Source organism: Echinicola sp. 20G (genome assembly GCF_015533855.1).
Classification (GTDB): Bacteria; Bacteroidota; Bacteroidia; order Cytophagales; family Cyclobacteriaceae; genus Echinicola.
Genome location: NZ_AP024154.1, coordinates 2,149,888 through 2,176,101, shown reverse-complemented (window position 1 = coordinate 2,176,101; position 26,214 = coordinate 2,149,888). Strand labels below are relative to the sequence as shown.

General features: G+C 39.2%; 19 protein-coding genes. 11 read left to right on the top strand and 8 right to left on the bottom strand.

Going from position 1 to position 26,214, the window contains the following annotated elements; translation table 11 throughout:
- Positions 1 to 21: 21 nt before the first annotated feature.
- From nirD to JL001_RS09375, 10 genes are all read left to right on the top strand, one after another.
- A complete protein-coding gene (gene nirD, locus JL001_RS09420) occupies positions 22 to 399 on the top strand; it encodes a nitrite reductase small subunit NirD (RefSeq protein ID WP_200975847.1) in 378 nt (125 codons plus the stop codon).
- Between the two features lie 251 nt (positions 400 to 650).
- Positions 651 to 2,543, top strand: coding sequence for a DUF4153 domain-containing protein (locus tag JL001_RS09415; RefSeq protein WP_200975846.1), 1,893 nt, complete (start codon positions 651 to 653; stop codon positions 2,541 to 2,543).
- 55 nt (positions 2,544 to 2,598) lie between these two features.
- Entirely contained in the window at positions 2,599 to 4,416 is a 1,818-nt protein-coding gene (locus JL001_RS09410; RefSeq protein WP_200975845.1) for an ATP-binding protein, read from the top strand.
- Positions 4,417 to 4,435: 19 nt separating this feature from the next.
- Positions 4,436 to 5,116 (top strand): response regulator transcription factor, encoded by a 681-nt coding sequence (locus JL001_RS09405; protein ID WP_200975844.1) that lies wholly within the window; start codon positions 4,436 to 4,438, stop codon positions 5,114 to 5,116.
- A gap of 208 nt (positions 5,117 to 5,324) precedes the next feature.
- Complete coding sequence (locus JL001_RS09400) at positions 5,325 to 5,564, top strand: MoaD/ThiS family protein (RefSeq protein ID WP_200975843.1); 240 nt, start codon at positions 5,325 to 5,327, stop codon at positions 5,562 to 5,564.
- An 86-nt stretch (positions 5,565 to 5,650) separates the two neighbouring features.
- On the top strand, positions 5,651 to 6,628 hold the full coding sequence (moaA, locus tag JL001_RS09395; protein ID WP_200975842.1) for a GTP 3',8-cyclase MoaA: 978 nt from the start codon (positions 5,651 to 5,653) through the stop codon (positions 6,626 to 6,628).
- Positions 6,625 to 7,107 carry a cyclic pyranopterin monophosphate synthase MoaC gene (moaC, locus tag JL001_RS09390; RefSeq protein WP_200975841.1) on the top strand — a complete coding sequence of 161 codons (483 nt, stop codon included), beginning with the start codon at positions 6,625 to 6,627 and terminating at the stop codon, positions 7,105 to 7,107. The genes moaA and moaC overlap by 4 nt, the downstream gene beginning before the upstream one ends.
- Complete coding sequence (locus tag JL001_RS09385) at positions 7,091 to 7,684, top strand: NTP transferase domain-containing protein (RefSeq protein WP_200975840.1); 594 nt, start codon at positions 7,091 to 7,093, stop codon at positions 7,682 to 7,684. Before moaC ends, JL001_RS09385 begins: the two co-directional genes overlap by 17 nt.
- Complete coding sequence (locus JL001_RS09380; RefSeq protein WP_200975839.1) at positions 7,684 to 8,772, top strand: HesA/MoeB/ThiF family protein; 1,089 nt, start codon at positions 7,684 to 7,686, stop codon at positions 8,770 to 8,772. The genes JL001_RS09385 and JL001_RS09380 overlap by 1 nt, the downstream gene beginning before the upstream one ends.
- A gap of 120 nt (positions 8,773 to 8,892) precedes the next feature.
- Positions 8,893 to 10,080, top strand: a complete 1,188-nt coding sequence (locus JL001_RS09375) for a molybdopterin molybdotransferase MoeA (RefSeq protein WP_200975838.1) — start codon at positions 8,893 to 8,895, stop codon at positions 10,078 to 10,080.
- A 364-nt stretch (positions 10,081 to 10,444) separates the two neighbouring features.
- Here the strand turns inward: JL001_RS09375 and JL001_RS09370 are convergent, their stop codons facing one another.
- The 7 genes from JL001_RS09370 to murF form a co-directional block, all read right to left on the bottom strand.
- The gene (locus JL001_RS09370) at positions 10,445 to 11,017 is read right to left on the bottom strand and encodes a hypothetical protein (RefSeq protein WP_200975837.1); all 573 of its coding nucleotides are present in this window, start codon (positions 11,015 to 11,017) and stop codon (positions 10,445 to 10,447) included.
- 94 nt (positions 11,018 to 11,111) lie between these two features.
- Positions 11,112 to 11,510 (bottom strand): hypothetical protein, encoded by a 399-nt coding sequence (locus JL001_RS09365; RefSeq protein ID WP_200975836.1) that lies wholly within the window; start codon positions 11,508 to 11,510, stop codon positions 11,112 to 11,114.
- A gap of 317 nt (positions 11,511 to 11,827) precedes the next feature.
- Positions 11,828 to 12,523: a hypothetical protein gene (locus tag JL001_RS09360; RefSeq protein ID WP_200975835.1), complete on the bottom strand. Its 696-nt coding sequence runs from the start codon at positions 12,521 to 12,523 to the stop codon at positions 11,828 to 11,830.
- A gap of 59 nt (positions 12,524 to 12,582) precedes the next feature.
- On the bottom strand, positions 12,583 to 13,509 hold the full coding sequence (locus JL001_RS09355; protein ID WP_200975834.1) for a hypothetical protein: 927 nt from the start codon (positions 13,507 to 13,509) through the stop codon (positions 12,583 to 12,585).
- Positions 13,510 to 13,571: 62 nt separating this feature from the next.
- Positions 13,572 to 19,781 carry a choice-of-anchor tandem repeat GloVer-containing protein gene (locus JL001_RS09350; RefSeq protein ID WP_200975833.1) on the bottom strand — a complete coding sequence of 2,070 codons (6,210 nt, stop codon included), beginning with the start codon at positions 19,779 to 19,781 and terminating at the stop codon, positions 13,572 to 13,574.
- Between the two features lie 143 nt (positions 19,782 to 19,924).
- Entirely contained in the window at positions 19,925 to 21,640 is a 1,716-nt protein-coding gene (locus tag JL001_RS09345) for an Ig-like domain-containing protein (protein WP_200975832.1), read from the bottom strand.
- A 149-nt stretch (positions 21,641 to 21,789) separates the two neighbouring features.
- Entirely contained in the window at positions 21,790 to 23,085 is a 1,296-nt protein-coding gene (murF, locus tag JL001_RS09340; protein ID WP_200975831.1) for a UDP-N-acetylmuramoyl-tripeptide--D-alanyl-D-alanine ligase, read from the bottom strand.
- Positions 23,086 to 23,189: 104 nt separating this feature from the next.
- Between murF and JL001_RS09335 the strand changes: the two genes are divergently transcribed.
- Positions 23,190 to 25,316 (top strand): FG-GAP-like repeat-containing protein, encoded by a 2,127-nt coding sequence (locus JL001_RS09335; RefSeq protein WP_200975830.1) that lies wholly within the window; start codon positions 23,190 to 23,192, stop codon positions 25,314 to 25,316.
- Positions 25,317 to 25,354: 38 nt separating this feature from the next.
- Here JL001_RS09335 and JL001_RS09330 read toward each other — a convergent pair whose 3' ends face one another.
- Positions 25,355 to 26,146, bottom strand: a complete 792-nt coding sequence (locus JL001_RS09330; protein ID WP_200975829.1) for an amidohydrolase — start codon at positions 26,144 to 26,146, stop codon at positions 25,355 to 25,357.
- Between the last annotated feature and the right edge of the window lie 68 nt (positions 26,147 to 26,214).

Below are 26,214 nucleotides of genomic sequence, written 5' to 3'. Positions count from 1 at the left end.
ACCAACTTAAATCAAGACACCATGATTTCAGAATTGGAAAAATATAAAACTGCCGACTCGAGCAAAGTCACCAACTGGTACAAAGCCGCAACAGTAGATACATTTCCTGAGGACGGCGGAGCTTGCATCAAATACAAGGACTTACAAATTGCCATTTTCAACTTCTCTAGAAGAAATGAGTGGTATGCCTGCCAAAATCTTTGCCCGCATAAAATGCAAATGATCCTTTCAAGGGGTATGATTGGATCTCATGAAGGAGACCCAAAAGTGGCCTGTCCGTTTCACAAAAAAACCTTTTCATTAAAATCAGGAAAAAACCTCAATGGAGACACCTGTGACATAGCTACCTACCCTGTCAAAATTGAAGATGGCTTTGTTTACGTGGGTTTTGAGGATTAAAAACAACAATTAGTAGTAGACCTATTTTTCATTACTAAGCGGGGCACTATTTAGAGGCCCCGTTTCTTATTAGGCCTCACTGATATTCTCGCCTTAAGCATTTACCCTAATCGTTTTAGTAAGTCCTCTCATCGATATTTCTCTTTGAACTTTTTACAATATTTTTTCAAGTATCCGATACCGAACACCTTCATTTTCAGTTTTTTTCATTTAAATTGCAATAATAAGCCCACAAAAAAATACCATCACAAATGAAACTCCCTTCCTTAAGCTACTTGAACGACCATGCCCAAAAAGCACTTAACCGTTTTCCAATGGTTATCCTTTCGGTCATTGTGGCTACAGCAATTGGGAATTACCTGGTGGAATTTCAAGATATTATCAGTAATCCATTCCCATATATCAATGGTATGCTTACCGGAGCTTTGGGAATTTCACTTTTCTTCTGTGCCAAAATATTTTGGGAGAAAAAGAGACTCCCAAAACTTTACCTCATTATTATAAACGGCCTTTCATTAGCCTTCCTAATTGCAATTTACTTCAGCCTTCCTGATGGCAAGGACAGCCAAAGTACGATCATGCCTTATTATCGCTTCGCGATTTTCAGTTTATTTAGCCACCTTCTGGTTTCATTTGCTCCTTACACGCCAAGCAAAAACACCTTAGGTTTTTGGAAATACAATAAAACCCTGTTTTTAAGGTTTCTTACTGCCGCTTTATTTTCAATTGTACTCTATCTGGGTATAGTACTTGCTATGCTGGCACTTCACTTGCTATTTGAAGTTGAGTTTCAAAACATCTTATACCTCCAAATCTTCATCTTGATAGCAGGTATTTTCAACACCTGGTTTTTCATTGCTGGCATCTCTGAAAACCTAGAAGAGTTGGATCAGGAAGTTAACTACCCCAAAGGTCTTAAAATTTTTAGCCAATTTATTTTACTACCCCTCCTAACCGTCTATCTGCTTATCCTATATGGATACAGTATAAAAATCCTATTAAGCTGGAATTGGCCAAAGGGAATAGTTTCCTATTTGATTATTTGTGTAGCCACATTGGGGATTTTGGCTCTGCTCTTACTTTATCCGTACAAAAACGACAAAGAAGAAAACTGGATCAACACGTTTTCAAAGTCTTACTACTACTTACTTTTACCATTAGTAGTCATACTTTTTTTAGCCATTGGTATTCGAATAAACGATTATGGCGTTACTATTAATCGATACCTAATAGTTTTGATCGGGACATGGCTGACATTGATTTGCTTTTACTTTATCCTTGGATTTAGAAACATTAAGATCATTCCGCTTTCCTTGGCCTTTTTGCTCCTTGGAGTTTCATTCGGTCCTTGGGGTGTATTTTCCGTAAGTGAAAGAAGTCAGTACCGAAGACTAAAAGCGCTATTGATGGAAACACATGTTCTGGAAGAAGAAACGGTAATTCATGAAGTTATCTGGGACAGGGAAAAATTACCTAAACTAAAGCCAAGCCAAACTCAAAATTTCATTCCATTGGCCAGTGAAGAACAAATCTCTGAAATAAGATCCATAGTAAAATATTTGGAAGATCACCATGGATTGAATTGTATGAAGTCTTGGTTTTCACAGGATATGAGCACAATTTTAATTGCCATCAATGAAGGCAAAAAGGATTGGGAAGAGGTTTCTGCCTCCACCTTATACCTGAAAACGATGGGAATCCCGGAACTTGGCTTAACCCTAACGGAACCCACTCTTTCACTTGATGCTGATATGAAAGGTCACAGCATCTCTACCAAGGGTTACGATTACTTAAAAGATATTCATATTAGTGAGTTGGACACCACTGTTTTTGTAGCTGGATACGACACTTATAAAGTCACTTTGAACCCACAGAAGAATGGACTGGCCATCTCATCCACCAACCACAATGCTAACGTCGACCTTGGACCAATGGTAACGGAACTTTCTAAGTCTACTCCTCAAAGCCCAACCAACTCATCGATCGCCCCCTCATTGCTCACCTATTCCTCAGAGCAAAAAGGGCTTAAGATCAAACTAGAAATCCAAAACATCAGGTACGCTCAAGAAAATGAAAACAGCATCAAACTCAATTACCTAAACGCCACACTTCTATTGAAAGACTCTTTGCCTCAAAGAAAATAAAGTTTACTTATTTTTTTAAGTGTATTTACGTACTTTGGTATAGAATAATCAAAGTATGAAAAACCACGATCTTTCCGATAAGCCCAAATATGAGAAGCTGGCAAGGTATTACCTCATTGCTTTGTGTGCCATTGCCACCAGCATCATACTCAGTCAGGTCTTGGTTCAAAAGTTTATCAGTCAACAAAAAAATGATTCCCGAGTCATTAATATTTCAGGCCGACAAAGGATGCTTAGTCAGCGTATCAGTAAGTGTGCTTTACTGCTGGGAGACTCCATAAGTCTCGATAAAAGATCCCTCTATCTTAAACAACTTGATAATGCTGTTCAAGATTGGGAAGAAGCCCATTTGGGACTTAGGAAAGGTAATGAATCGCTAGGTATTAATGGCAAAAACAGTAAAACTGTGGAGGCACTATTTGAAGAAATAGAGACTGATCACCAAGCCATGCTTGCTTCTGCCAAGTCTATCCTAGGGTTACTTACTCAGGAACTGTCCACACCAACCCAAGAATTTAGAAAAGACGTCAGTAATATTATCAAGCATGAAGAGCATTTCCTAACTGGCATGGACCAAATCGTATTTCAGTACGACAATGAAGCCAAGACCAAAGTAACCAACCTCCAAAGTGTAGAAATATTCCTTTTAGTCCTTTCACTTGGTGTGATCCTATTTGAGATATTCTTCATCTTCATTCCTTCAGCCAAAACCATCAAAAAGACTTTCCTCAAACTGCTTCAATCAGAAAGGAAATCAAAAAAAATGACCCTAGAAATCAGCTCACTTTATAGCTCCTTGGAACAGGCTTATCAGGATCTTTTGGAGGTGGATGTAGCGGTAGAAGATTTTACGGTCTTTGCAAAAAGCAAACCTAACGGAGACTTTTACTTTTTTTCAGACAAATTCTCCAAGCTTATGGAGTTTGAGGAAGAAAGCCCTTCCAACCTTTTTGACTGGCTCCAAGAACAAGGCTATGACGCAAAATATCTCCAAAATATTCAAAAGATGATGTTTGAATGCAAAACTTGGAGCGGAGAAATCAAAGTCACTAACGATGCCGGGGATTTCGTCTGGCTAAAGATGAACATCATTCCTACCATGGATGATAGCGGGAAAGTAGCCTCTCTAATGATTATCAGCACTGATGAAACAGAAAAAAAAGAAGCTGAGGCCATTTCCCAAGAAATCAATAGAGAACGGATAGAGAAAAGAGTCAAAGAGCAGCAATTTAGGTCCGCCCTGATTTTGGAAGGGCAAGAAGAAGAAAGGAAAAGGATTAGCAGAGACATGCATGATGGCGTAGGACAATTACTTTCTGCCATGAAATTCAATTTAGAAGGAATCCATTCGGTAAGTTCAGACTTCGAAAAAGAAAAGCTAAAGACCTCCAAAGACCTCCTCAAAAATGTCATCAAGGAAGTTCGGAGGATTTCATTTAACCTAACCCCTTCTGCCCTTTCAGATTACGGCATTGTACCAGTGTTGAACAAGTTCTGCAGAGAAATCACCAAACTTTCAGATCTGAAAGTAACCTTTGAAAACGAAACAGGTTTTCTCTCCAGACTGGAAGGAAAAATCGAAAACAACCTTTATAGAATCTGCCAGGAAGCCGTCAATAATGCCATTAAATACGCCGAGGCGAGTGAAGTTAAAATTAAGCTTTCCCACAATTCACGCTTCCTCAATGTAGAAATTGCAGATGATGGCAAGGGTTTTGACATCAATCAACTGGAAATGAAAGGTCATTTTTCAGCATCCGGACATGGCTTGTTCAATATCAGAGAAAGAGCTAATTTCATCAATGGGCAGTGCACCATTTCTTCTGAAAAGGGAAAAGGGACTACAATCAGTATTAATATCCCCTTGGATTAAGCAGTAAAACAAAGTAATCATGGAAAAAATAAAAGTAGTATTGGCGGATGATCACATGGTAGTCAGAAGCGGTATCAAAAACCTGTTAGAAAATGAAGGAGAAATAGAAGTAGTTGGGGAAGCCTCAAACGGTGAGGAGGCCCTTGAACAAGTCACTTCTTCCCAGCCTGATCTTTTGATCATTGATATTAGAATGCCTGTCATGAATGGACTGGATGCCACTAAAAAGCTAAATGGACTTAAAACCAATACCAAAGCTTTGATTCTTTCCATGCATGATGATGAGGACTACATCCTTCAATCTATCGAAAGCGGTGCCGATGGGTACCTTCTGAAAGACACCAGTAAAGATGAGTTTATGAAGGCCATCAAGACCATCCATGAGGGTGGAAAATATTTTAGTGGGGACATCAGCCAAGTATTGGTAAAAAGCTACCTTAATGTAAAAGATCGAAAAATCTCCAAAAACGTCACCAGTACCAATACTTACGACATCACCAAAAGAGAAAAGCAGATTCTTAAAATGATCTCAGACGGCACTGGAAATAAAGAAATCGCTGAGCAATTAGGAAAAAGCATACGGACAATAGAAACCCATCGTTTCAATATCATGAAAAAGCTCAAGGTCAATAATGTGGTAGAACTGTTGAAAAAGCTGGAGGATGAACCTGGCCTAAAGCAGCATATTGAAAGCACATAATTCCCACTGATCAAAAGCTATTTTGTCTGTTCCTGCTTTATGCTTAAATTGATAAAGACTTCGATTTGAATAAGGTAGAAAATATAAAACTACGTATTTTTACGTATAATTAAATATATTTTGTATCTTGCTTTTAATCTAGTAGGCATCTGAATAAGGACACTCAAGCAAGAGCATCCATTCAAAAAGAAGTTTAAAATAAGTCATCATGAAGATACATGCATTTGGAGTGGCCAAGGACATCACCGGAGCCGCAATGATCGATTTTCCAGTCGATGAAACCTTTGTCAAAGTAAAAGATTTAAAGAATTTGCTTTATCAGCAATACCCAGATTTGGTCAACTTACCATCACTGGCCATTTCTGTCAATTTGTTTTATGCTACTGAAGACACCTTGGTCAATAAACATGACGAGGTAGCTTTAATCCCACCAGTGAGTGGTGGATAATCAGCATGAATTGAAAAAAATGTATCACTACGTAATTTGGAAAAACACTTCTTCAAAGTTTATAAAATTAACCTAAACCAACGCCTATGCTAATTGACAATCATGGAAGAAACATCAATTACCTGAGACTGTCTGTCACGGATAACTGTAACCTGCGTTGTCAATATTGCATGCCGGAGGAAGGGGTGAACTTTGCCCATAAAAAAGATTTGCTGACTTGGGAAGAGATGTACACTATGGCCAAAGCCTTTGTGGAAATGGGTGTCAACAAAATCAGAATTACAGGTGGAGAGCCTTTTGTACGCAAAGGTTTGATGGAATTCTTAGAAAAAATCAACCAACTTAGAGGCTTGGAGGAAATCTCCATTACCACCAATGCCACCTTGATAGGCCCTCATATAGCCCAGCTCAAAAAATTAGGGATCACTACCATCAATGTCAGCTTTGACAGCCTGGACAAAGCAAGATTCAACCACATCACCAGAAGAGACCAATTTGACATTGTAATGGCCAATATCCGCCAAATGATGGAGGAGGGATTTGATGTCAAACTCAACTGCGTGGTAATGGAGGGTAAAAACACGGACGACATTATTCCTTTTATCAAGTTTGTCCAAAAGTACCCTATCAGCGTGCGATTTTTGGAAGAAATGCCTTTCAATGGTCAGTCAAATGAGAAGCCCGTTTTAAAATGGGACTATGTATCCATTTTAGAGCACATTAAAGGTGAATTTGGTGATTTGGAAAGACTTCCAGCTCCCCCAACTTCTACTTCCCTCAATTATAAAGTAAAAAATGCCAAGGGATCATTTGGTGTCATCCCAAGCTATTCAAGGACTTTTTGTGGCACCTGCAACCGTGTGCGAGTATCCGCCAAAGGAGAAATGCAAACCTGCCTTTATGCCACGGAAACCATTGACCTCAAATCCCTGTTAAGGGAATATACCAATATCAGCGGATTAAAATTTAGTATCTACACCGCTTTACAAACCCGTCACAAGGATGGATTTGAAGCCGAAAAAGGATCCGTTACCAAAAAATCTATGACACTTATCGGAGGATGAAAGACAGTAATTCCCAACTTTCCCATGTGGATCAAGATGGCAAGGCCAAAATGGTCGATGTATCGGAAAAAGCCATCACACAACGTACCGCTACAGCCCAATCGATCGTTAAATTTCCGGAAACAGTATTCAAAACATTGAGTGCAGATAACTTTCTTGGGAAAAAAGGCAGCATCATTCAAACAGCTATCATAGCTGGAACCATGGCAGCAAAAAAAACATCGGACTTAATTCCTCTTTGTCATCCCCTTGCCCTCAGCAAAATCCAAATTGACATCACTCCTGAAAGTAACCAACTCAAAATCCTCTCCTCTGTAAAATGTGAAGGAAAAACAGGTGTAGAAATGGAAGCATTGACTGCAGCTAGTGTGGCGGCTTTGACCATTTATGATATGTGCAAAGCCTTGTCACATGATATAATTATTAGCGAAACCAAATTAATGGCAAAAGAAGGAGGAAAACATGTATTCAACAGATGATCTTTATGGATTGGTGCTAGCCGGCGGCAAAAGCAGCCGAATGGGACATGACAAAGGCGAGCTCCAGTATTACGCAACCAACCATCGTTCCTACCTCTACCATACCCTAAGGGAACTTTGCCCAAAAACTTTTATAAGTTGCAGGGCTGACCAAAAAAACATCATTGATTCGGGGTTCAATTACATTTTGGATGAGGATCAATACAAGGGTCCCTTAAATGGGATGCTCTCCGCTCACCATGCCTACCCGGACAAAGCGTGGTTGGTAGTGGCTGTTGACCTGCCTCATATCCATGAAAACAACCTCAGAGCCTTGGTCAAACAGCGACAACCAAAAAAATCCGCCACAGTTTACGCTACCCATGAATCCAAACTTCCGGAACCGCTGATTGGCATTTGGGAGCCTAGTGGCCTTAAGTCAGCAGAAGCGTTTATGATTGAAACACAAAAAAGTTGCCCCAGAAAATTCCTGATGAACACGGATGTCCATTTGATATATCCTGAAAATGACCTTGAACTGTTCAATGCCAACTTCCCTGAAGACTATGAGCTGGCCAAATCAAGAATAGACGAATAATGGCTGAGTCCCGCTATCAAAAACACATTAAACTTAAAGGCTTTGGCAAAGAAGGCCAGGATAGGCTCTCTCAAGCCAAAGTTCTGATTCTAGGTGCCGGAGGCTTGGGCACTCCAGCCGCCCAATACCTTAATGGAGTAGGTGTAGGCACCCTTGGCATCATGGACCTGGATGTGATTGAAGAAAGCAATTTGCCCAGACAGACACTTTATAGCCCTCACCAAATCGGCCTCTCTAAAACCGATAGCCTGATTCAATGGCTCCACCGACAGAATCCTGCTACACAACTGATCAACCATCAAGCCTTTATCACACCTGAGAATGCTTTGGGTATTATTTCAAAGTATGACTTGGTCATTGATGCCACTGATAATTTTGGAACTCGCTATCTGGTCAATGATGCCTGTGTCATTCTTGATAAGCCTTTTGTTTACGGAGCGATTCATGATTTCGAGGGACAAGTCAGCGTAATGAATTACCAAGATGGACCTACTTACCGTTGCCTTTTTCCGGAATCAGACCAGAACCTTATGATTCCAAATTGTGATGAAAATGGTGTCTTGGGTGTACTCCCAGGGCTTATAGGCACTTATCAAGCGCTGGAGGCTATCAAGGTAATTACAGGAATAGGAGAACCATTGGTCGGTAAGCTTCTGATTATTGACACTTTGGCACAGACTCACTTTAAAATTGGAGTGTCAGCAATTCCGCAGAACAAAAACATCAAAGAGCTAAAACCCAATTACCATCAACCCGTTTGTGGATCAGACAATACGGTGAAACATTTGAGCCCTGAGGCTTTTTATCTTCGTTTAAAGAAAAACTTTTCTTATCAACTAGTTGATGTAAGAACAACAGAAGAATTTGAACAGTACCATTTGGAACAGGCAATACATATCCCTTTACAGGAACTTCAAAACCGACACTTGGAGCTAGATCAAGGTAAAGACCTGATTTTACTCTGCCAATCAGGAAAAAGAAGCCTGCAAGCGGCCAACTTCCTGCATGAAGCCTACCCAACAGCAAAAATTTTCAATGTATCGGGAGGCATCAATGCATTGGAAAGCAGTGCTAAGGACGAAGCCTAAAGGGTGAAGTTGGAAGGACAATAAGTCTTTCACCAATTTTCGCTAGTCTCAGTACAATCCACTTTTAAAGCTTGAAGTGGAATTTGACATTCTCTTCAAAACAAACACAAAGCATCCATTATGATCGATATTCAGAAAGCCCTCGACCTTGTACTTAGCCAAAAACAGTTCTATGGAGCGGAAGAAGTTCCATTGACAGAGGCTGTGGGCAGATTTTTAGCAGAGGATATTTTTACTGACCGCGATGCACCACCTTTTGACAGGGTGATGATGGATGGCATTGCCATTCAGCTAAAAGACATCAATGATCCTTTAAGACCAAACTACCCTATCCAAGGCATTCAAGCAGCTGGCGCTCCGCAAATGACCTTGAAAGCCCCAGACCATTGCTTGGAAGTGATGACGGGAGCCATCTTGCCCTTAGGTACTGACACCGTCATTCCTTATGAAGAAGTGGAAATCAAAGACGGCACGGCTTATGTAAAAATTAAAAAAGCCATCAAACGCTTTGTACATAGAAAAGGATCTGACTCCCCAAATGGCGCATTAGTGCTTCAGAAAGGAAAAAAAATCCATCCTGGTGATATTGGTATTTTGGCCACCGTAGGCAAAAGCAGGGTAGTAGTGGCTAAATTTCCTACCATCGCCATTATCTCCACTGGGGATGAACTGGTGGAAATCGATGAAAAACCTCTGGCCCACCAAATCAGAAAATCCAATGTCTATAACCTCTGGGCATCCTTGCTACAAGAGGGAATCCATGCAGAGCGGCACCATATCATAGATGATCATGGGGTACTGCAAACCCAACTAAAAATCCTGATCCAAAAATTCGATGTACTATTGCTTAGTGGCGGCGTATCCATGGGGAAATTTGATCACCTTCCCACGGTTTTTGAGGAGTTGGGTGTTCAGAAACTATTTCACCGTGTGGCCCAAAGACCTGGAAAGCCCTTTTGGTTTGGATATCATAAGGAATTCAATACCAAAATATTTGCCTATCCAGGCAATCCTGTATCCACCTATGTCAACCACCTTTTCTATTTTCAACAGTGGCTGCATGCTTCTCTGGGCCAAACCTTACAGATGGAACACAAAGAGCTGGGAGAAGACATCCCCGCCAATCCCAACCTCGCCCGTTTTGTATCTGTCAAAATAGACCCTGTCACAGGCAATGTCGTCCCTTTTAGTCACAATGGCTCTGGCGACCTCTTTAGCCTGGCCGAAACGGATGGTTTTTTATTGCTGCCCCAAAGGGAAAAAGAATATCAAAAAGGAGAAAGGTTGTTGTTTTTGGCAATACGGTAGTACCAGCAGTGGTTTAAGTCTGAGACTTGAACCAAAACTTTTAGAAATCACCAAGACCAGTCAGGTTCTTGCAGTTATCTGAAAAATCCCCTTTTCTTTTTGCACGATTTTTCTTGGTTAAAGTAGAAAGTTCAGGAGGCTTAATTACTTCCTTAATTAATAGTCCCCATAAAAAAGGTACGATTAAGGTCATAATTATATTAAATATTTTCTGGGACTTGTTCAAATACTTGGTCCCTATAATTCTTTTCAAAACCCATAAATTAAATATGATATAAGTGATTATTATCAAGAAATATAGCATTGTCATTATCATAGATTCCTTTTCTGATGGATTTGATTTTTACTAGCAGATTTGTCCAAACTAATCTAAATATATTTCCTCCGGATAGTTTAGCGTTAAAAGTTGGACAGTTAATAAAAGAAACTCATCCTTGGATTGAAAATCAATTTTTTCAGGTTGCTTTAACACTAACATATTCATAGAAGGGGTATAATCTCCAGTATATTTAAAAGTCTCTCCATAAGCATTGAGTTGGTTATGATTTTCGGTCAGTTTCAGAAGAAAAGAAGCAAATCTTCCTTTAGGGTTTATACACAGCCTACGCACATTTATCAGGCTATCTTCACCTACTGACCTTTGTCCATCACAAAATATCCAAATGTCTTGAAAAAGTGACTTGTCAAAATTAGCTAAAAATGACTGTTCTGATTTCTTGGATATTTCAAGGTCTACTTCTTCGTTAGCGCCTAGCGATTTGAACTGATCAAAATAATGGTCAAAGCATTCTTCTGGTGTTTTAATACAGTTTCCCGAAATTTCGTTTTTAATAAACTGAGCGAGTTGGTCCAGTTCAGCTATTTCTTTTTTGGAATAAAATTGAGCCATAAATTGGTTCTCACGGTTGTTTTGCGCACAACCAAATAATAACATCAAAATTAGTCCTCCTATTACCCTATTCATATTCACTTGTCTTTGCCAACACTTTTAGTCCCCTGACTGCGCACGCTTTTGCCAATCCTTTGTTTTTTTAATTGCATGCTGTATGAGGATGGGAACATAAATTATAAGAAGGCATCCAACCTGATATTATTTTTTGATCCAAGCTCAATTCAACGTAGAACCATGTACCCTGAACTGCAAGAACTTCAACCTTATGATCAGTCCACCCATCTCGCGGATCAAACTGAGTTTTTGTTGAGTTTATCTCTGGTCTATCAAAAATATATGGTGTAAACTGGTCATGATAATTACCATAAAGCATCCATTCACTTAGTTCGGTAATACAATCATCTAGTTTTATCCAACTTCCCTCAAGCTTTTTAATTGTCTTGTTACCTTTAGTCAACCCCAATTCCCATCCATGCGAATTGTTTTCATTCCCTCCATTTAGGATCATTACAGAATCAATTCGAACAAAATTGTCCATCGAGGAATTTGCTTGAAAATAAGAATATATAAAATCAATTGAATCATTTACCCAATTCCATGATTTAGTTCCTATCGAGTCATAGAATTGAATTGAGGAATTTCGATCTAGTTCAAATCGAAGATTAATGTCGCAAAAGTAATAGTCTTTAGAGTCCGTAAGTCTTACGCAACTAGAAATTGTCGTAATGATCAAAAAGCACATTAAAGCGGGTATTTTTATCATAATGCTTATTTTATACACCAATTTTAGGTGCAGAGAAATCGTATTTGCAAACAACTCGTGAGTCTATATGTAATTGAGGCTGTTATGGGTATTTACATTTTACTGAGATCTGAGAGCATTTGACTAAGTATCTTTTTGCGTTCCTCTTGAAATTGTTCATCAAACCGAGTCAACAAAACCGGTAAAAGTTCTCTCTGAATTGCCGTTTTTGTAAGTTCAACCATGTCCTTATCTATTTTTCCCTCCAAAACAAATTGACCAAACCCTATTGCAATTACTGCATTATCTTGGCTAGCTAAATACGTCCCCCCCATATCTTCAGAAGACGTGGATAAAATTTGTTGAGACTCTTCTTCATTAAATGGCTTGCCAGCTTCTTGTGACATTTTTTTAAAGTATTCCATCAAAAACTTTTCAGAAGAAGACGACATCCCACTTCCCTTGATTTCTATATACTTTGAAATTTCAGTTTCATCCAACTGAGATAAATCAAATTTGGGATAGCCCCATTCCTCAATGAGTTGAGTCAAAAATGTAACAGGACTTGAAGATTTGTTCTTCTTCCTCCACGCTTTGAAATCATGAAAGGCATCTGACCCGTCATCATTTCCAAATGGAGCAAATTCTTCAATTGGATCCCAATAAAAATCTTTTGTTAATAGCATTCGAGCTTGTTCGCTCACTTCATTCACTTTTAACCCAATTTGTTCGAGTTTGTCAGCTGATACCATTTGGCAATAAGTTAGGTTAATACTAAAAAAGGCGATAATAAAAATTACTGTTTTCACAATTTGTATCTATTACAGTTAACTAGCAAATATACTTGATGAACATATTTCAACACCATCTACTTTTCAATAAACCGATTAACAATAATCTGCTTTCCTGCATTTTTCTGGGTACCCCAAAAAACCAAGTTTCCAGCTTTATCCACTTGCAGTCCTGCAGCACCAGAAAAGTCAACACCTTCTTTGCAATCAAATGACTTAGTGCTCAATTTTCTCATAATTGGATCTAAATCCTCCACCTTACTCAACAATATCAAATCCGCATAAGCGACATTTCCCTTTTGGTAAAAACCAATGGCATATATCGCCTCCTTGTCCTTAAGCAAGTTAATGGACTGATAGCTCGCCCAGTCTTCAGGGGCCTCAAAATTATAAATTAGGGAAGGTTCCTTTTCCCCAGATTCCAACTCATAAAAATCCCAATTCCGCGCATCCCAATTGCCTACCACCATCAAAAAGCCCTGATCCATTACCAGTAGGCCTGTAGCTCCTGCTGTTGGCCGCTTTTCTTCACCATTTCTATCAACCATGACATTTGGCTTTGCTTTTATAAAATTATCCTTTTGAAAATCATACAGGCAAACTTTTGCAGATGTCCTGATATGATTGTCCTCAATTCCAACGATTAGGTAGTTCTCAGAAGCCTGAATTCCCCCAGCATGCCTAAAAGGGTCATCCATCAAGGGAATTAACTTTTCTGCCTGTTTGGAAGCCATATCCAACTGCAGGATATAGGATTGGTGACTGGAGCTTCCTGAAACTAACATCTTTTCTTTCCCCGCAATTTCCACCAATTGCACGCCTTGCAAATGTCCTCCCTCAGTAGGCACTTCGACATCACTTTCAAAACTGATAATTTCTGGTTCCTGTCCCAGAGACTCAAAAGCTACGGGCACATTATCCAACTCTTGGCAAATGGCTAAATTTGGAAATGCCAGCAAAAGGAAATAGATAAAAAATCCAATCAATAAATTTCTACGGTTCATTATGGGTATTGTTAACTTATTATAACATGAAATTTCTTCAGACTAACATTTAAAATTAACAATTACTTTTTGACTAGCTTTCTAATCAAAACGCTTCTTCCTGAAACTACCTTTACCACGTACATTCCTTTAATATGACTCCCAATTTCGAACACGTGTTTACCTGAACCTGTATACTCCTTTAATGCGATTGTTCTTCCTAATGGATCTATCAATTCAATGGTACCAATACCATCTAAATTATTGACTTCCACATTAACTTCATTTTCCGTTGGATTAGGAAATACTCGGATATTAAATTCAGCAGCCTCTTCAATACCTGTTACAAGTGTATTATAAGGCTCGGACATAAAACTTGAACAGCCCTCAATTGTCGACATCACTGTATAGGTTCCTATTTCATTTGCTACAATAGTTTCTCCTTCAGCATCTGGAATTTGCATTCCATTTAAGTACCACTGATTGCCTACCTCATTACTAGATTCTAAGACAATCTGATTTCCACTGGACAATAAAGAAATGGTAGGCTTGGCAGGAATGACACAAAAATTCACTGAAACAACTGAAGCGGGATTATAAATCTGATTTCCTTCTTGATATGCTTCTATCTTTGCCGCTCCAGCCTCAGAAATATATACCGAATCTTTATGCATATAAATAGATGAAGAAGTAGTTTGATAAGAAACGGGAAGCCCTGAAGAACTTGTCGCTTCGATTAGGAAAGGATCATCACCAAACATCTTATCCCCCGGATGAATAAAGGTTATCTCTTGATCAATCTTTTCCACTACTAATTCTCTTTGTATTGGTGCAACAGGAAAATAATTAGAATTGAATGGAACGCTAGCTGTTACTGTTACTGTTCCACCACCTACAGGATTGATTAACCCATATTTTACTACCGCTACTGTAGTGTCACTACTCGTGAAATTCACCTTTGCTCCTGAAGTAGTGCTTGCTTTAGGCTTCAAGTCATATTCATTTACCTTAACTTTAGGGAGAGGGTCAAATTCAAATTGCTGAGATAGTTTCTTAAACAGAATAGCTTGTGGAGCTGCTCCATTTATATTGTTATAATCATGAATAGATTTAAAAGATGAACCATCACTTTTAAGCCTTAAAATCTGCCCATACCCATTTATCCCTTGGTTTCTTTCTGTCACATAAATCCATCCATCATAGGATTGAATCATATCTTCCAGTACAAAGTTCACATCTTTTTCATAGATCATTTTATAATTCTCTCCATCTTTACCTACGGAGATCACCCCTGAACTACTCATTAGTGCACCAATATTCCCTCCATTCATTTCGACAACCTTCAGCGGCACCTGTCCTATTTCACTAGGGAGTTCCGCCAAATGCTCTACATTACCATCTGTGCTTATTTTATAAAAATCATGGCTATATCCTGAAATCGCATAAATATTCCCATCTGAAGCATATACATAAGAGCTTTTTACAAATTCAACGCCGTTTGGCATATCACCAATTTTAGTATATCCTGTCCCATCATTTTTCACTTTAAAAATGACACCTTGACCACCTGACCTAACTGTTATCCCTATCACTTCCCCTTCATAAGTATCTGTGATCCATTCTATTTTACTAGGAATATTTCCTTCAATCTCCGTCAAAACTTCATATTCAGTGCCATCACCTTTTATTCTAAATACAATATCTTCTCCATCCCTTGTACCACTTACCCAAACATGCCCAGTAGAAACATAAAAAATTTTGGAGGGGAACACTTCGATTGGTAAATCAAACTGTAAGAAATCCCCTTGTTCACTAATTCTAAAAATACAACCATTTCCTGAGGGGCCTCCACCTAATGTAAGACCATAATAGAAATCACCAATATTATCTGAAATAAAGTTTATTGGCACAACACCCGCTTCTCGAGGAAACTCATTAATCAGTTTATATTTACCATCAGAATTCACGCTAAATACTGTTCCTAAATTACCATTTCCTCCAAATGTAGTAACCCCTATGAATTTCCCCGGTGTCACTTCCAATAATGGGCCATTAGATCCTGATGAAAGTGTTCCTTCCAAATCAATCAATTTTTTAAAGTTACTACCATCTCTATTAATACTAAATACTGTACCTTTAGAGTTAGCCCCTCCAGCTTTTGTCAATCCATATAAAACCCCATCACTTGCCTCTGTAAGTTGACATAGTGGTTCACTTCCTGTAGACGCTCCATCAAAACTGAACAATCTCGTGAAATTAGATCCATCGGTATTGACTGAATAAAGTGTTCCTAGATCATTATCTCCTCCATTTTGAGTAGTGCCATAAATTTTACCATCAGGACCTATCAACAATGTACCTCCAGGGTACCCTCCATAATTAACCCCATCGAAATCAACTAATTTGGTATGATCACTTCCGTCTTTCTGAATTTTAAAAAGTACCCCTTTTCCATATTCCCCTCTCCTATACATAATCCCATACAAATAGCCATCGCTTCCTTCTATTAATTCCCCTCTGGGGGTATCACCTGTCTTATAGGGAGCTCTACTTGAGAACCTAAAAATCACCTCAAATTCAGTCCCATCCTTATTGACCCTATAAATTGTTCCGCTACCATAAAAACCTTGAGAACTGGTCATCCCATATAACTTTCCATCCGTCGCTTCCAGAAGGCCTCCAGTTGGCAATGTCCCATCTATTTCAGATAGGTCCCTTAAAACCTTATGTGAAGTACCATCAATATTAATCTTATAAATTGTTCCTAAACTATAAGCCCCTCCTTTTCTGGTAGTACCATATATAAACCCATCGCTACCTTGAATAAGGCCTCCATTTAAGTCCCACCCCGAAGCAATATCAAACGCATACAGTTCTTTCATTCCAGAACCATCCTCATCAAACCTCATCAATGCACCTCTTCCTTTACTACCACTGGCAGAAAATGCACCATACAGCCTTCCATCGCGTCCTTTTATCAAACCTCCCTCCGGAAACCCTGGAGTAAATGAGGCAAAGTCTTTGAGTATTTTATAATTGGTTCCATCTGACTGCATTCCAAACACTGTACCATCATTGTTCATTCCTCCTGAATAGGTAATACCAAACATCCCAAACTCTTTTCCTGAATCTGCTACTTTTAATTCCTGAGCAATTTCCGCTTCATTATAATTATCATTCCCAGGTTGGTAAGCAATAATATCAGCACTACCTGCCCCTACGATAATTATGCTATTCCCCTCTATTTGTGCTACAGCTGTATTAGAACTTTTAAATAAAACAGGCAACCCTGCACTAGATGTAGCAGAAATTTCAAAAGAGTAATCACTAAACTTTTTTTCTGGGAGAGGGTCAAAAATAATTTCTTGTTCAATCTTTTTCACTACAAGAGGCATAGATATCTCTGAAGGATTATACCCTGGAGATCCATCTTGTTTGGCTTTAATCATAGTTACCCCTGCACCATGAATAGTTACGAGATTCCCCTCTACTGTAGCTATCTCATCATTATCACTTTCAAATTCAATTTCATAGCCAGATGAAGATTCTGCAGTTAGCTCAAAAGGTATATCTCCAAATATTTTCTCAGGAATAGAGTCAAAACTGATTTTTTGATTGATTGAATAAATATTAAAACGATCACTTTGAGGGCTAGCGGGAAGATAATATTCATCCCCCTCTTGTGCAGAGGTTATATTAACCGTACCTGAATTGATAATATGTAAAAAATAATTTTCATCCACATAGGCAACTGACGGATTTGACGAGGTATAGTTTAATGGCAAGCCTTCATTACTTCTAGAATTCAATGGCATGGGAGTTACTCCATAGTTTACACTGTAAAGATCTAGCCTTGAAATAGATTGGTATTTTTTTGATACATGAAGTGTTTGCTGTACTGGGTTTGCAGCTTTAATAGTGTCATTACCTTCCTGCTTAGCTGTAATTACGGTTGATCCGATTCCTTTTATCTTTACAAGGTTTCCTGATACTTCGGCCACATCCTGATTTGATGATGAATAGGTAACAGGCAGACCTGTGCTTGCTTTAGCTAACAAATTAAATGGAGGGTCATTTAAGAACTTATCATAAATTGGAGCCCATTCTATTGAATTTTCAGAAGAAGGGATTAGTGGTGAGTTTATCGTAATAGTTTGACTTACAGGATCGGCTGAGCCCATTAAGTCATTGCCTTCCTGAGTGGCTGTGATTGTAGTGGTCCCAACACCAAGCAAACGTAAAGTTCCTCTTTCATAAACAGCTACTCCAGCTATCTCACTTGAATAAGTCACCGGCAACCCACTACTGCTACTGGAAGGTGCAAATAGATCCTGATCTCCAAATTGAAATGATTTTTTGGGTAAATTAAAGTCAATGGACTGTTTCCCTTTTAAAATATTTACAGAAATCTTTTTCTCAGCTGGTTTATAATTATCATCCCCCTCACAGTAAGCAATTATTTCTGCAGTACCTAAGCCATAGATCGCAGCTTGAGTACCTTCTATTGCAAGCTTCTCCCAATCTTCTGTTTTGAAATATACTTTAAGCCCTGATGAAGCGGTTGCTTCCAAATTAATTGGTTGACAACAAGCTATCTCATCATCGATTACAAAATCAATAGATTGTTCTGCTCGATGCACTACAAAAGTCTGATAAGCCTCTACTGGTTCATAAAACTCGTTTCCTTCTTGAACTGCCTGTATGGTAAATGTTCCTGCCTTAGTTATTTGATATTCATCTCCAAAACTCAGCGAAAATTTTACTGGCAATCCTGAACTAGCAGTTGCTTTCAATTTATAAGGCTGATCTCCATAAGTTAAATCGGGAATTGGAGGAAAATCTATGGTTTGTGTTGCTCTTTCTACCTCTATTTGCCGTGTTACAGCTTGGGACATATGTTGATGATTACCTACAATGTAAGCTATGATATCAGTATACCCAGCTCCCACTATTTTCACTTTGTCCCCCTCAATGACTGCTACGCTTTCATCCATAGATACCAATTGAATAGGCAATCCCGACTCTGTACTTATATTGGGCATAAATGCTTCACTTGTTGTAAGTTTAGGCTCTATTTCTGGAAAAGTAAGTCCCGGATTCGATCTTCTTACCGATAATGTACCTACTGGATTTGAGCCTTTACTTCCCTCGAAATCATAGATTTTAATCAAAGAACTCCCATTTACCAGTTTAAAAATCACCCCTTTATCATATTCCCCTCCAGAATAGGTTACTCCATACATCACCTCTTCATTTGTGGAAACCACCAAATCACCTAAAGGAGATTTACCATTGGAACCATCAAAATCCAACACTTTGTTTAATTCACCAGTAAGGCTAATATTAAAAATTGTACCAAAGCCATGTGCCCCACCAGAAGAAGTCAGTCCATACAATTTTCCCTCAGAAAACTCAATTAATGCCCCTTGAGGTGTCCCTCCAGTAGTTGTGGTTAAATCAGCCAGTTTAGTAAAACCACTACCATCTATATTGATACTAAAAACTGTCCCCATATTTTCAGAGCCTCCACTTTTAGTCATTCCATAAAGCTTCCCATCTGAAGCAAGGACTAAACTCCCCCTTGGATAGGCCCCTGTAACACTTCCATCAAAATCATGAAGTTTGGTAAAACTGTTATTGGTGAAGTTATACGAAAAAATAATCCCCCTATCAGAGGTTCCCCCAAATTCTGTCATTCCAAACATCAATCCCATAGGCCCCTGAATAAGACTTCCCTTTGGAGCTCTTCCTCGAGAAACTCCATCAAATTGAATGGCATTTGAAGGATTGTTACTTACTTGCGTTCTAGAATTAAAAAGTGTCCCCTCTCCCAAACGACCTCCATTTGATGAAAGTCCATATAAATACCCATCTGGCCCCAACAAAAACTTCCCCCAAGGATGCATACCTGCATCAGTCTCTGTAAACTGAAATCTAAAAGGTGGAACAAAAGCTCCAATTCCAGACATTATCCCTACTCTCATTCCATAGTCTCCACTGCCACCACCATTTTTAGTCAACGCAACAAAAGCTCCCCTATCATCATTGTTATCAGTTTGTGTTAATCCGGATCCATTTCCAGGATGAGCTCCATTTTCACCATTAAAGTCTCCATAAACTACATAATTGCTACCATCGGCACCAATCTGATAGACAACTCCTTTATCATAAGCCCCTCCATTTTGAGTTAGACCATAAAGGATTTCTTGAGCAGAGACTTTCAATGGAATGGTGGATAAAACCAAAACAAACAAAACCTGCGAGGAGATTAATTGAATTCTTCTTTTATTCATGATTACCCTAAATGATTGTTGCTTTAGGCTTCTAATTATACTCTAACACTTCACACAAAAAGACAAAGTCCGTTGTTTCTGATATCATAAAATATCATACCCCAAAACCTATGATTTACATATCAATAAAAAAAACACTTCTGTTAATTCCTCGGGCGGTACACTTTAAGTTTCCTACCATAGGTATCCATTGCAACAACATCCCCGTTTTCTTTTAGGGCTACTCCAATAACGACTGTAAAGTCCCCTATTTTATCAACAAAGTGCCTGTCATCACCAATTTTCAATATAGCATCACCTGCTGCTGCATATAAAAATTCACCATCTGAAGCTAAGTCATAGAGTGCATTTTCGAACTCCCAAGATTTTATAAACTGACCATTTTTATCAAAAAACTGCAATCGATTATCGCTACTAACGACCACCGCATCTTTATGAATCGTAATGCCCCAAGGATAGGTAAACTGACCATCACCCATTCCTTCACTTCCCCATTTTTCAATGAAATCCCCCTTTAAATCCATCTTTTGTACACGATGATTTGAATGGTCTACTATATAGACAAGATCATCTTCAATGGCCACTTGTCGAAAATATTTGAATTGTCCATTTCCTATACCATTACTACCCCACTGATTTATTACATTCTTATCCCAATCCATTATTTTCACCTTATAATCAGAAGAACATGTAACTAAAATTTTATTAGGATCAATAATCACCATTCCTCTTGGACTTCCACACGAGTAAAACTTTTCTAGAAATATCCCTTCTGGAGAAAATTTTTGGATAAACCCTTTATTGGTTTCTGATATAAAAAAATTGCCGGAATCATCAAGGGTTACATGCTCCGAGAACTTAAATTCTCCTGGATTACTCCCCTCTTTACCAAAAGAAAGTACTTCCTCGTAAGATCTCGTATAATACCCATACTCTATTTCTGAAAATGGACTAAACTCAACTTCAGAGTTATACGCCCTCACTTTATAGTATATTTCCGTCAATGGATCATTGTAAGCCTCAAAAATATCTTTAAACTCATTTTTTTTGGATACACCTACCAACTCATATTCATTAATCTCTGTATTAAGCCTAAATATTTGATAGTTATTTGCTTTGGGAACAGCTTGCCAAGAAAGAGATATAGTGTTCCAAGATTCTCCCTTTGAAGCTTCTAGATTTAGAGGTTTATCCATGTTTGGTTCATTCACAATGCTAATCTCATGGACAATAGAAGTCTGATTGCCTTCATAGTCCGTCACAACGGCTCTTAAAGGATAAACTCCATTCCTAAAAGATGAAATATCTATCTGATATATATAAGGAGTCTTATTTGACTCCGATACTAATCCATTATTTAAATAAACCTGAACACTTTTAATCCCTTCATTATCCACAGCCTCAATCTCAACCATAAAGGTTTGTGTGAAGGTCCCTTCTTCTGGTATCATTTTATTAATTACAGGTGCTTCAGTATCTGGCCTGTCTAAGGTTACCAATGTACTATCACCACCTGTATTTCCTGATAGATCAGAAGCATAGACTTTCAGATAATATACTCCATCTGGCGTTTTCTCTGCGTTTAAAGTCTTTCTTTGAGTCAACTCAGAGGTACTTTCCAGAAGATCATCCCCTAAATAAATTGAAATAGAATCAATATTATCTTCCTCAACATCATAAATAATTTCAAAACTTTCATCAATTTCATCATACTTGACTGGCTCTAAAATTGTCACCGAGGGAGGAATATTATCTACCAGCTCTTCTTCAGTACATGAAGCTTGGAAGACAAACAAAATAGTACACAGAAGAATTAATTGAATTTTATTAAGACTTTTATTAATTAGAATTGGTTTCATAAACTGTGGTTTGTTAAAAAAGAAATAACCGCTAAACTACCTAATATTACAAAAGCAAAAAATACCCCACATGGGGTATTTTAACCAAAACCAATTAAAAACTTTATTATGCAATAGTGGAAATGAATTTAAAGAATTAATACTTTCCCTTAAATAAAATCCACCAAGCCCTCTAGCTTCATCCCACGACTGCCCTTGATCAGGATAAGATGGTCTTCCAGTTGGGAATCAGCCAACCAGTTTCTGAGGCTAAATGGATCAGGAAAGTAAAGCGCCCTAGGGGCTTTGGACAGGGCATGCTGCACCAATTCCCCTGTAAAACAAATCTTTTCAATATCGTATTCGCTCACCCATTCCCCTAGCTTTTGGTGTTCCTCTGCGGCGCTTGCCCCCAATTCATACATATCTCCCAAAATCACCATTTTATGAGACTTTCCACTCATCTTGCCAAAAGTCCGAATGGCTTGTTCCATACTGCTGGGATTGGCATTATAAGCATCCAAAACAATCAAATTACTCCTTTTCTCGATCAACTGTGAACGCATATTGCCAGGTGTATAGGCACACACCGCCTCCACAGCATCACTTTCAGGAACATCAAAAAACTGCCCTACGGTTAAAGCCGTAGCAATATTTTCAAAATTATACCCTCCCAACATGTGGGTCAGGTGTTCTTCTCCATTGGCTGTTTTGAACTTGACAAAAGGATTTGCCTCCACGAATTCACAATGATAACTATCTCCTTTAGCGGGATAAGTGACGGGAGCATCCATGCGCTTGATCATATTGGCCAAAACCGTATTTTGGCTATTGACAAAGATTTTGCCTTGATGGCTGATCAAAAACTGGTATAGTTCCGTCTTGGCTCTTAAAACGCCTTCAAATCCACCAAAGCCTTCCAAGTGGGCCCGGCCAATATTGGTAATCAAACCATGAGTCGGTTCTGCAATGGTACATAGATCCGCAATGTCTCCAATCTTATTCGCTCCCATTTCCACTATGCCGAATTCCGTGGATTTGTCCATGGCCAGCAAGGTCAAGGGCACTCCAATATGATTGTTTAGATTACCCACCGTCGCGTAAGTTTTGTACTTTTTGCTGAGCACGGCATTGACCAGTTCCTTGGTGGTGGTTTTCCCATTGGATCCAGTGATGGCCAAAAATGGAATCTCCAACTGCTTTCGGTGATAATTGGCCAGTTGCTGAAGGGCTGTCAAAACATCCTCCACCAATACGTATCGCTCATCTCCTTCTACCAAATAAGCGTCTTCATCAATCACGACCGCGGCAGCGCCGGTTTCCAAGGCTTGTGCTGCAAAGCTATTGGCATTGAAGTTTGGACCTTTTAGGGCAAAGAAGATATTTCCCTGACCAATTTTACGCGTATCTGTGCTTACCCCAGTGGAATTTTGATAAACTGAATATAAGGATTCGATGGTGGACATGATTAATTTAACTTTTACCCAAAATAAATGAATCCACTACATCTTTAAGCAAGATTGTTCGTTTAATTTTAGATGAAAAACAAAGTTTCTCGATCTTTACGGATATGAAATACCTTTTCCCTTTCCTTTTACTTCTGCTTCACTTTTCCAGCTTTGCCCAAAAAGCCTATCAGTACCAAGAAAAAACCGTAAGCCAAAATGGGCAAGTACCTCCCATGCCTTTTGCTGGGGGCATCAATTCCGCCCAGGTACAATCCATGGACCTCAATGGAAACGGAGTGGAAGAATTGGTCATTTGGGATATCAATTCGAGAAGCATTAAGGTCTTTGAGCAGAATAGCGGTCAATATCATGAGCTTCCTTACATGCATCATTTTTTTCCTGCCGACGTCAGTGGTTTTTTGGTTTTAGCAGATTTTGATGGAGATGGCAAAAAAGACCTTTTTACCAGCACCGCTTTTGGAATCAAAGCCTATAAAAACATGAGTGCGAATGGAGACAACACGCCCACTTGGAAAGTTGCAGAAACCTTTCTAAAGCTGGAAAACGGCACAAATTTCCAAGCCAACAACCTTGACGTCCCTGCCATCCAAGACATCGACGGTGACGGGGATTTGGATGTAGTAACTTTTAATTTTGCCGCCGGGGATTATTTGGAATTTTACAAAAACACCAGCGTAGAGCGGACTGGCACAGCCAATATTGACGGCTTTGCTAGTCCAGTAATTCGGTGGGGAAATTTTGAATTTTGTGGTTGTGGCACTTTCTCATTTGGACAAACCTGTGATGGTGATCCTATTTCCAGAAAGCTTCCCGAAAATGAAAACAATGCTATCCAACATTCAGGTGGACATGCCATTCTGTTACGGGACTTTAGTGGAGATGGTATTCTGGACATGGTGATGGGCCAGGATGAATGTAATACACTTTACTATTTAGAAAATCAGGGCAGTAATACGGCTCCCGTTTTCAATAATTTCACTACCAGTCTCCCTGGTTATGGGACATTTCCTCAATTTCCTATCTTCCATGTCCCTCAAATACTGAACAATCAATTACTCATTAGCTCTAATAGTTCAGAGACTTCCTTAACGGTTGGAATCGATTTTTCAAAAAGCTTGTATTTGAAGAATCCAGCGTCCAATTCTTCTATAGTGACAGATGCTTTTCTTCAGGAAAGCATGATTGATTTAGGAGAAAATTCCCGACCATTTTTTAAAGGAAATGCTTCCTCAGGAACGCTTATCGTAACGGCCAACACCATTCAGGAAGGAAATGCTGTTGGGGAGGCATTCCGTTATGTATGGAACGGAGAAAACCTAGAATGGGCAGAAGCTGATTATCTCAACTTATCAAGCTTGGGTTTGACAGAACTGCAGTACCTGGAATATACTTCTTCTAAAAACGATAACTACCTGTTTGTTTCAGGTGTGGAAATTGTGGATTTTGTGCTAGTTCGATCTCTATTTTTTTCCAATATATTGGATGCGGACAACCTCCAACCGGTTTCCATTCCCAATATTACCCTACGAAGCAATGACCATTTTGAATTTTACCAAAATGAAGGAGAAGACTATCTGCTACTGGCCAGGCAAACTGGTGAACTACAGCGATACCAAGTCACCTTTGAGGACAATATGCCTCAATTTGAATTATTGAACAATGACTACTTGGGCTTTACTGATAATCCCAGCAGCCGCAACTTGGTAGTCAAAACAGCTAACTCTAATGGCCAATTGGATCTTTATGCAATTGATCAAAGGGGAATTCTCTCGTATATCTCTGACTTTCCTACATCCTCAGGGAATACCAATACGGACTTACTCGCTTTTCCTGACGGAAGGGTACAAAGTACCAAACTCGGCCGAAACACTTGGATAGCCACAGTTCCTGAGGCCTTTGGCAGCAAAGTCCACTTGGTCTTGGGCAACAGGGCCGGTGGCCTGAAATATTTAGAAGATATTTCAAATGGAACCAATCCTCCCGTAGAAGGAGAACTACAGGTCAATGTTTACCCCAACCCAAGTAATGGTCCTTTGAAGGTCATTGCTAATGAAGCCGGACAAGCCCGATTAATCAATGCTTTGGGACAAATACTGGTCAATGAGTTCGGTATATCTGCCAACACCATCCAAGAAATGGACCTCCACAACCTAAGCCCGGGCCTCTATTTTGTGGATTTTGTCAGTAATTCAGGAAAAAGGATGACTAAAAAATTGATTGTACAGTAAGTTGCTTAACTATTCTGTACTCTCAAAAAGTCAAACAATTACTTTACCTCAAACCGATCGGCATCTTTCCAAGCCGGGAATTTTTCCCGGTATTGCCTTAATTCCTCAGCGTTAAGGTCCACGATCAAAATATCTTCCTTGTCAGCTACAAAAGCCATGGTGCTTCCTTTGAAATCATACGCTGCAGAATGCCCGGAATAAGCGATACCATTCCCATCTTCTCCGACTCGGTTTACCCCAATGGTATAGCACAAATTCTCAATGGCTCTGGCTTTCAACAAAGCATCCCAAGCACTTTCCCGGGCAGCAGGCCAAGAAGCAATATAAAAGGAAAGGTCATAGTGCATTTCACCATTTTGGCTGGATTGATTTCTGGACCAAACTGGAAAACGAAGATCATAACATACTTGGGGCAGAACCTTCCAACCCTTCAATTCAAAGACTTCATTCTTCAAGCCCATATTATAATGATGATCTTCTTGGGCCATTCTAAAGAGGTGTCTTTTGTCATAATGTCGGACGGTACCATCTGGACTTACCCAAAGCAAGCGGTTAAAAAACTTCTTGTCCGCTTTGATGATTACACTTCCTGTCACCACAGCTTTGCTTTGTTTGGCCATTTGCTTCATCCACTTGCTGGTGGTAAAGTTCATGGGCTCAGCCAACAGCTCTGCCTGCATGGAGAAGCCAGTAGGAAACATTTCAGGAAGAATGATCAAATCTACTTTTCCCTGTAATGGCCATAGCTTTTCTTCCAACATGGCCAAATTCGCTTCTCGATCCTGCCAAAACAAATCGGTTTGCACCAAGGCAATCTTCAGGTTTTCCATCAATTTTGACTTTAACAAAAAAGTTGATCAGGAACAGCCCCAATCAACTTTCAATATATCGTTTTACA

What these genes read in the sequence shown, in the direction of transcription:
- JL001_RS09365 (WP_200975836.1), bottom strand. Translation starts at nt 11,510, where the DNA reads ATGGACAATTTTGTTCGAATTGATTCTGTAATGATCCTAAATGGAGGG.
- murF (WP_200975831.1), bottom strand. Translation starts at nt 23,085, where the DNA reads ATGTCCACCATCGAATCCTTATATTCAGTTTATCAAAATTCCACTGGG.
- JL001_RS09330 (WP_200975829.1), bottom strand. Translation starts at nt 26,146, where the DNA reads ATGGAAAACCTGAAGATTGCCTTGGTGCAAACCGATTTGTTTTGGCAG.
- JL001_RS09355 (WP_200975834.1), bottom strand. Translation starts at nt 13,509, where the DNA reads ATGAACCGTAGAAATTTATTGATTGGATTTTTTATCTATTTCCTTTTG.
- JL001_RS09415 (WP_200975846.1), top strand. Translation starts at nt 651, where the DNA reads ATGAAACTCCCTTCCTTAAGCTACTTGAACGACCATGCCCAAAAAGCA.
- moaA (WP_200975842.1), top strand. Translation starts at nt 5,651, where the DNA reads ATGCTAATTGACAATCATGGAAGAAACATCAATTACCTGAGACTGTCT.
- JL001_RS09345 (WP_200975832.1), bottom strand. Translation starts at nt 21,640, where the DNA reads ATGAAACCAATTCTAATTAATAAAAGTCTTAATAAAATTCAATTAATT.
- moaC (WP_200975841.1), top strand. Translation starts at nt 6,625, where the DNA reads ATGAAAGACAGTAATTCCCAACTTTCCCATGTGGATCAAGATGGCAAG.
- nirD (WP_200975847.1), top strand. Translation starts at nt 22, where the DNA reads ATGATTTCAGAATTGGAAAAATATAAAACTGCCGACTCGAGCAAAGTC.
- JL001_RS09380 (WP_200975839.1), top strand. Translation starts at nt 7,684, where the DNA reads ATGGCTGAGTCCCGCTATCAAAAACACATTAAACTTAAAGGCTTTGGC.
- JL001_RS09375 (WP_200975838.1), top strand. Translation starts at nt 8,893, where the DNA reads ATGATCGATATTCAGAAAGCCCTCGACCTTGTACTTAGCCAAAAACAG.
- JL001_RS09385 (WP_200975840.1), top strand. Translation starts at nt 7,091, where the DNA reads ATGTATTCAACAGATGATCTTTATGGATTGGTGCTAGCCGGCGGCAAA.
- JL001_RS09400 (WP_200975843.1), top strand. Translation starts at nt 5,325, where the DNA reads ATGAAGATACATGCATTTGGAGTGGCCAAGGACATCACCGGAGCCGCA.
- JL001_RS09335 (WP_200975830.1), top strand. Translation starts at nt 23,190, where the DNA reads ATGAAATACCTTTTCCCTTTCCTTTTACTTCTGCTTCACTTTTCCAGC.
- JL001_RS09405 (WP_200975844.1), top strand. Translation starts at nt 4,436, where the DNA reads ATGGAAAAAATAAAAGTAGTATTGGCGGATGATCACATGGTAGTCAGA.
- JL001_RS09350 (WP_200975833.1), bottom strand. Translation starts at nt 19,781, where the DNA reads ATGAATAAAAGAAGAATTCAATTAATCTCCTCGCAGGTTTTGTTTGTT.
- JL001_RS09410 (WP_200975845.1), top strand. Translation starts at nt 2,599, where the DNA reads ATGAAAAACCACGATCTTTCCGATAAGCCCAAATATGAGAAGCTGGCA.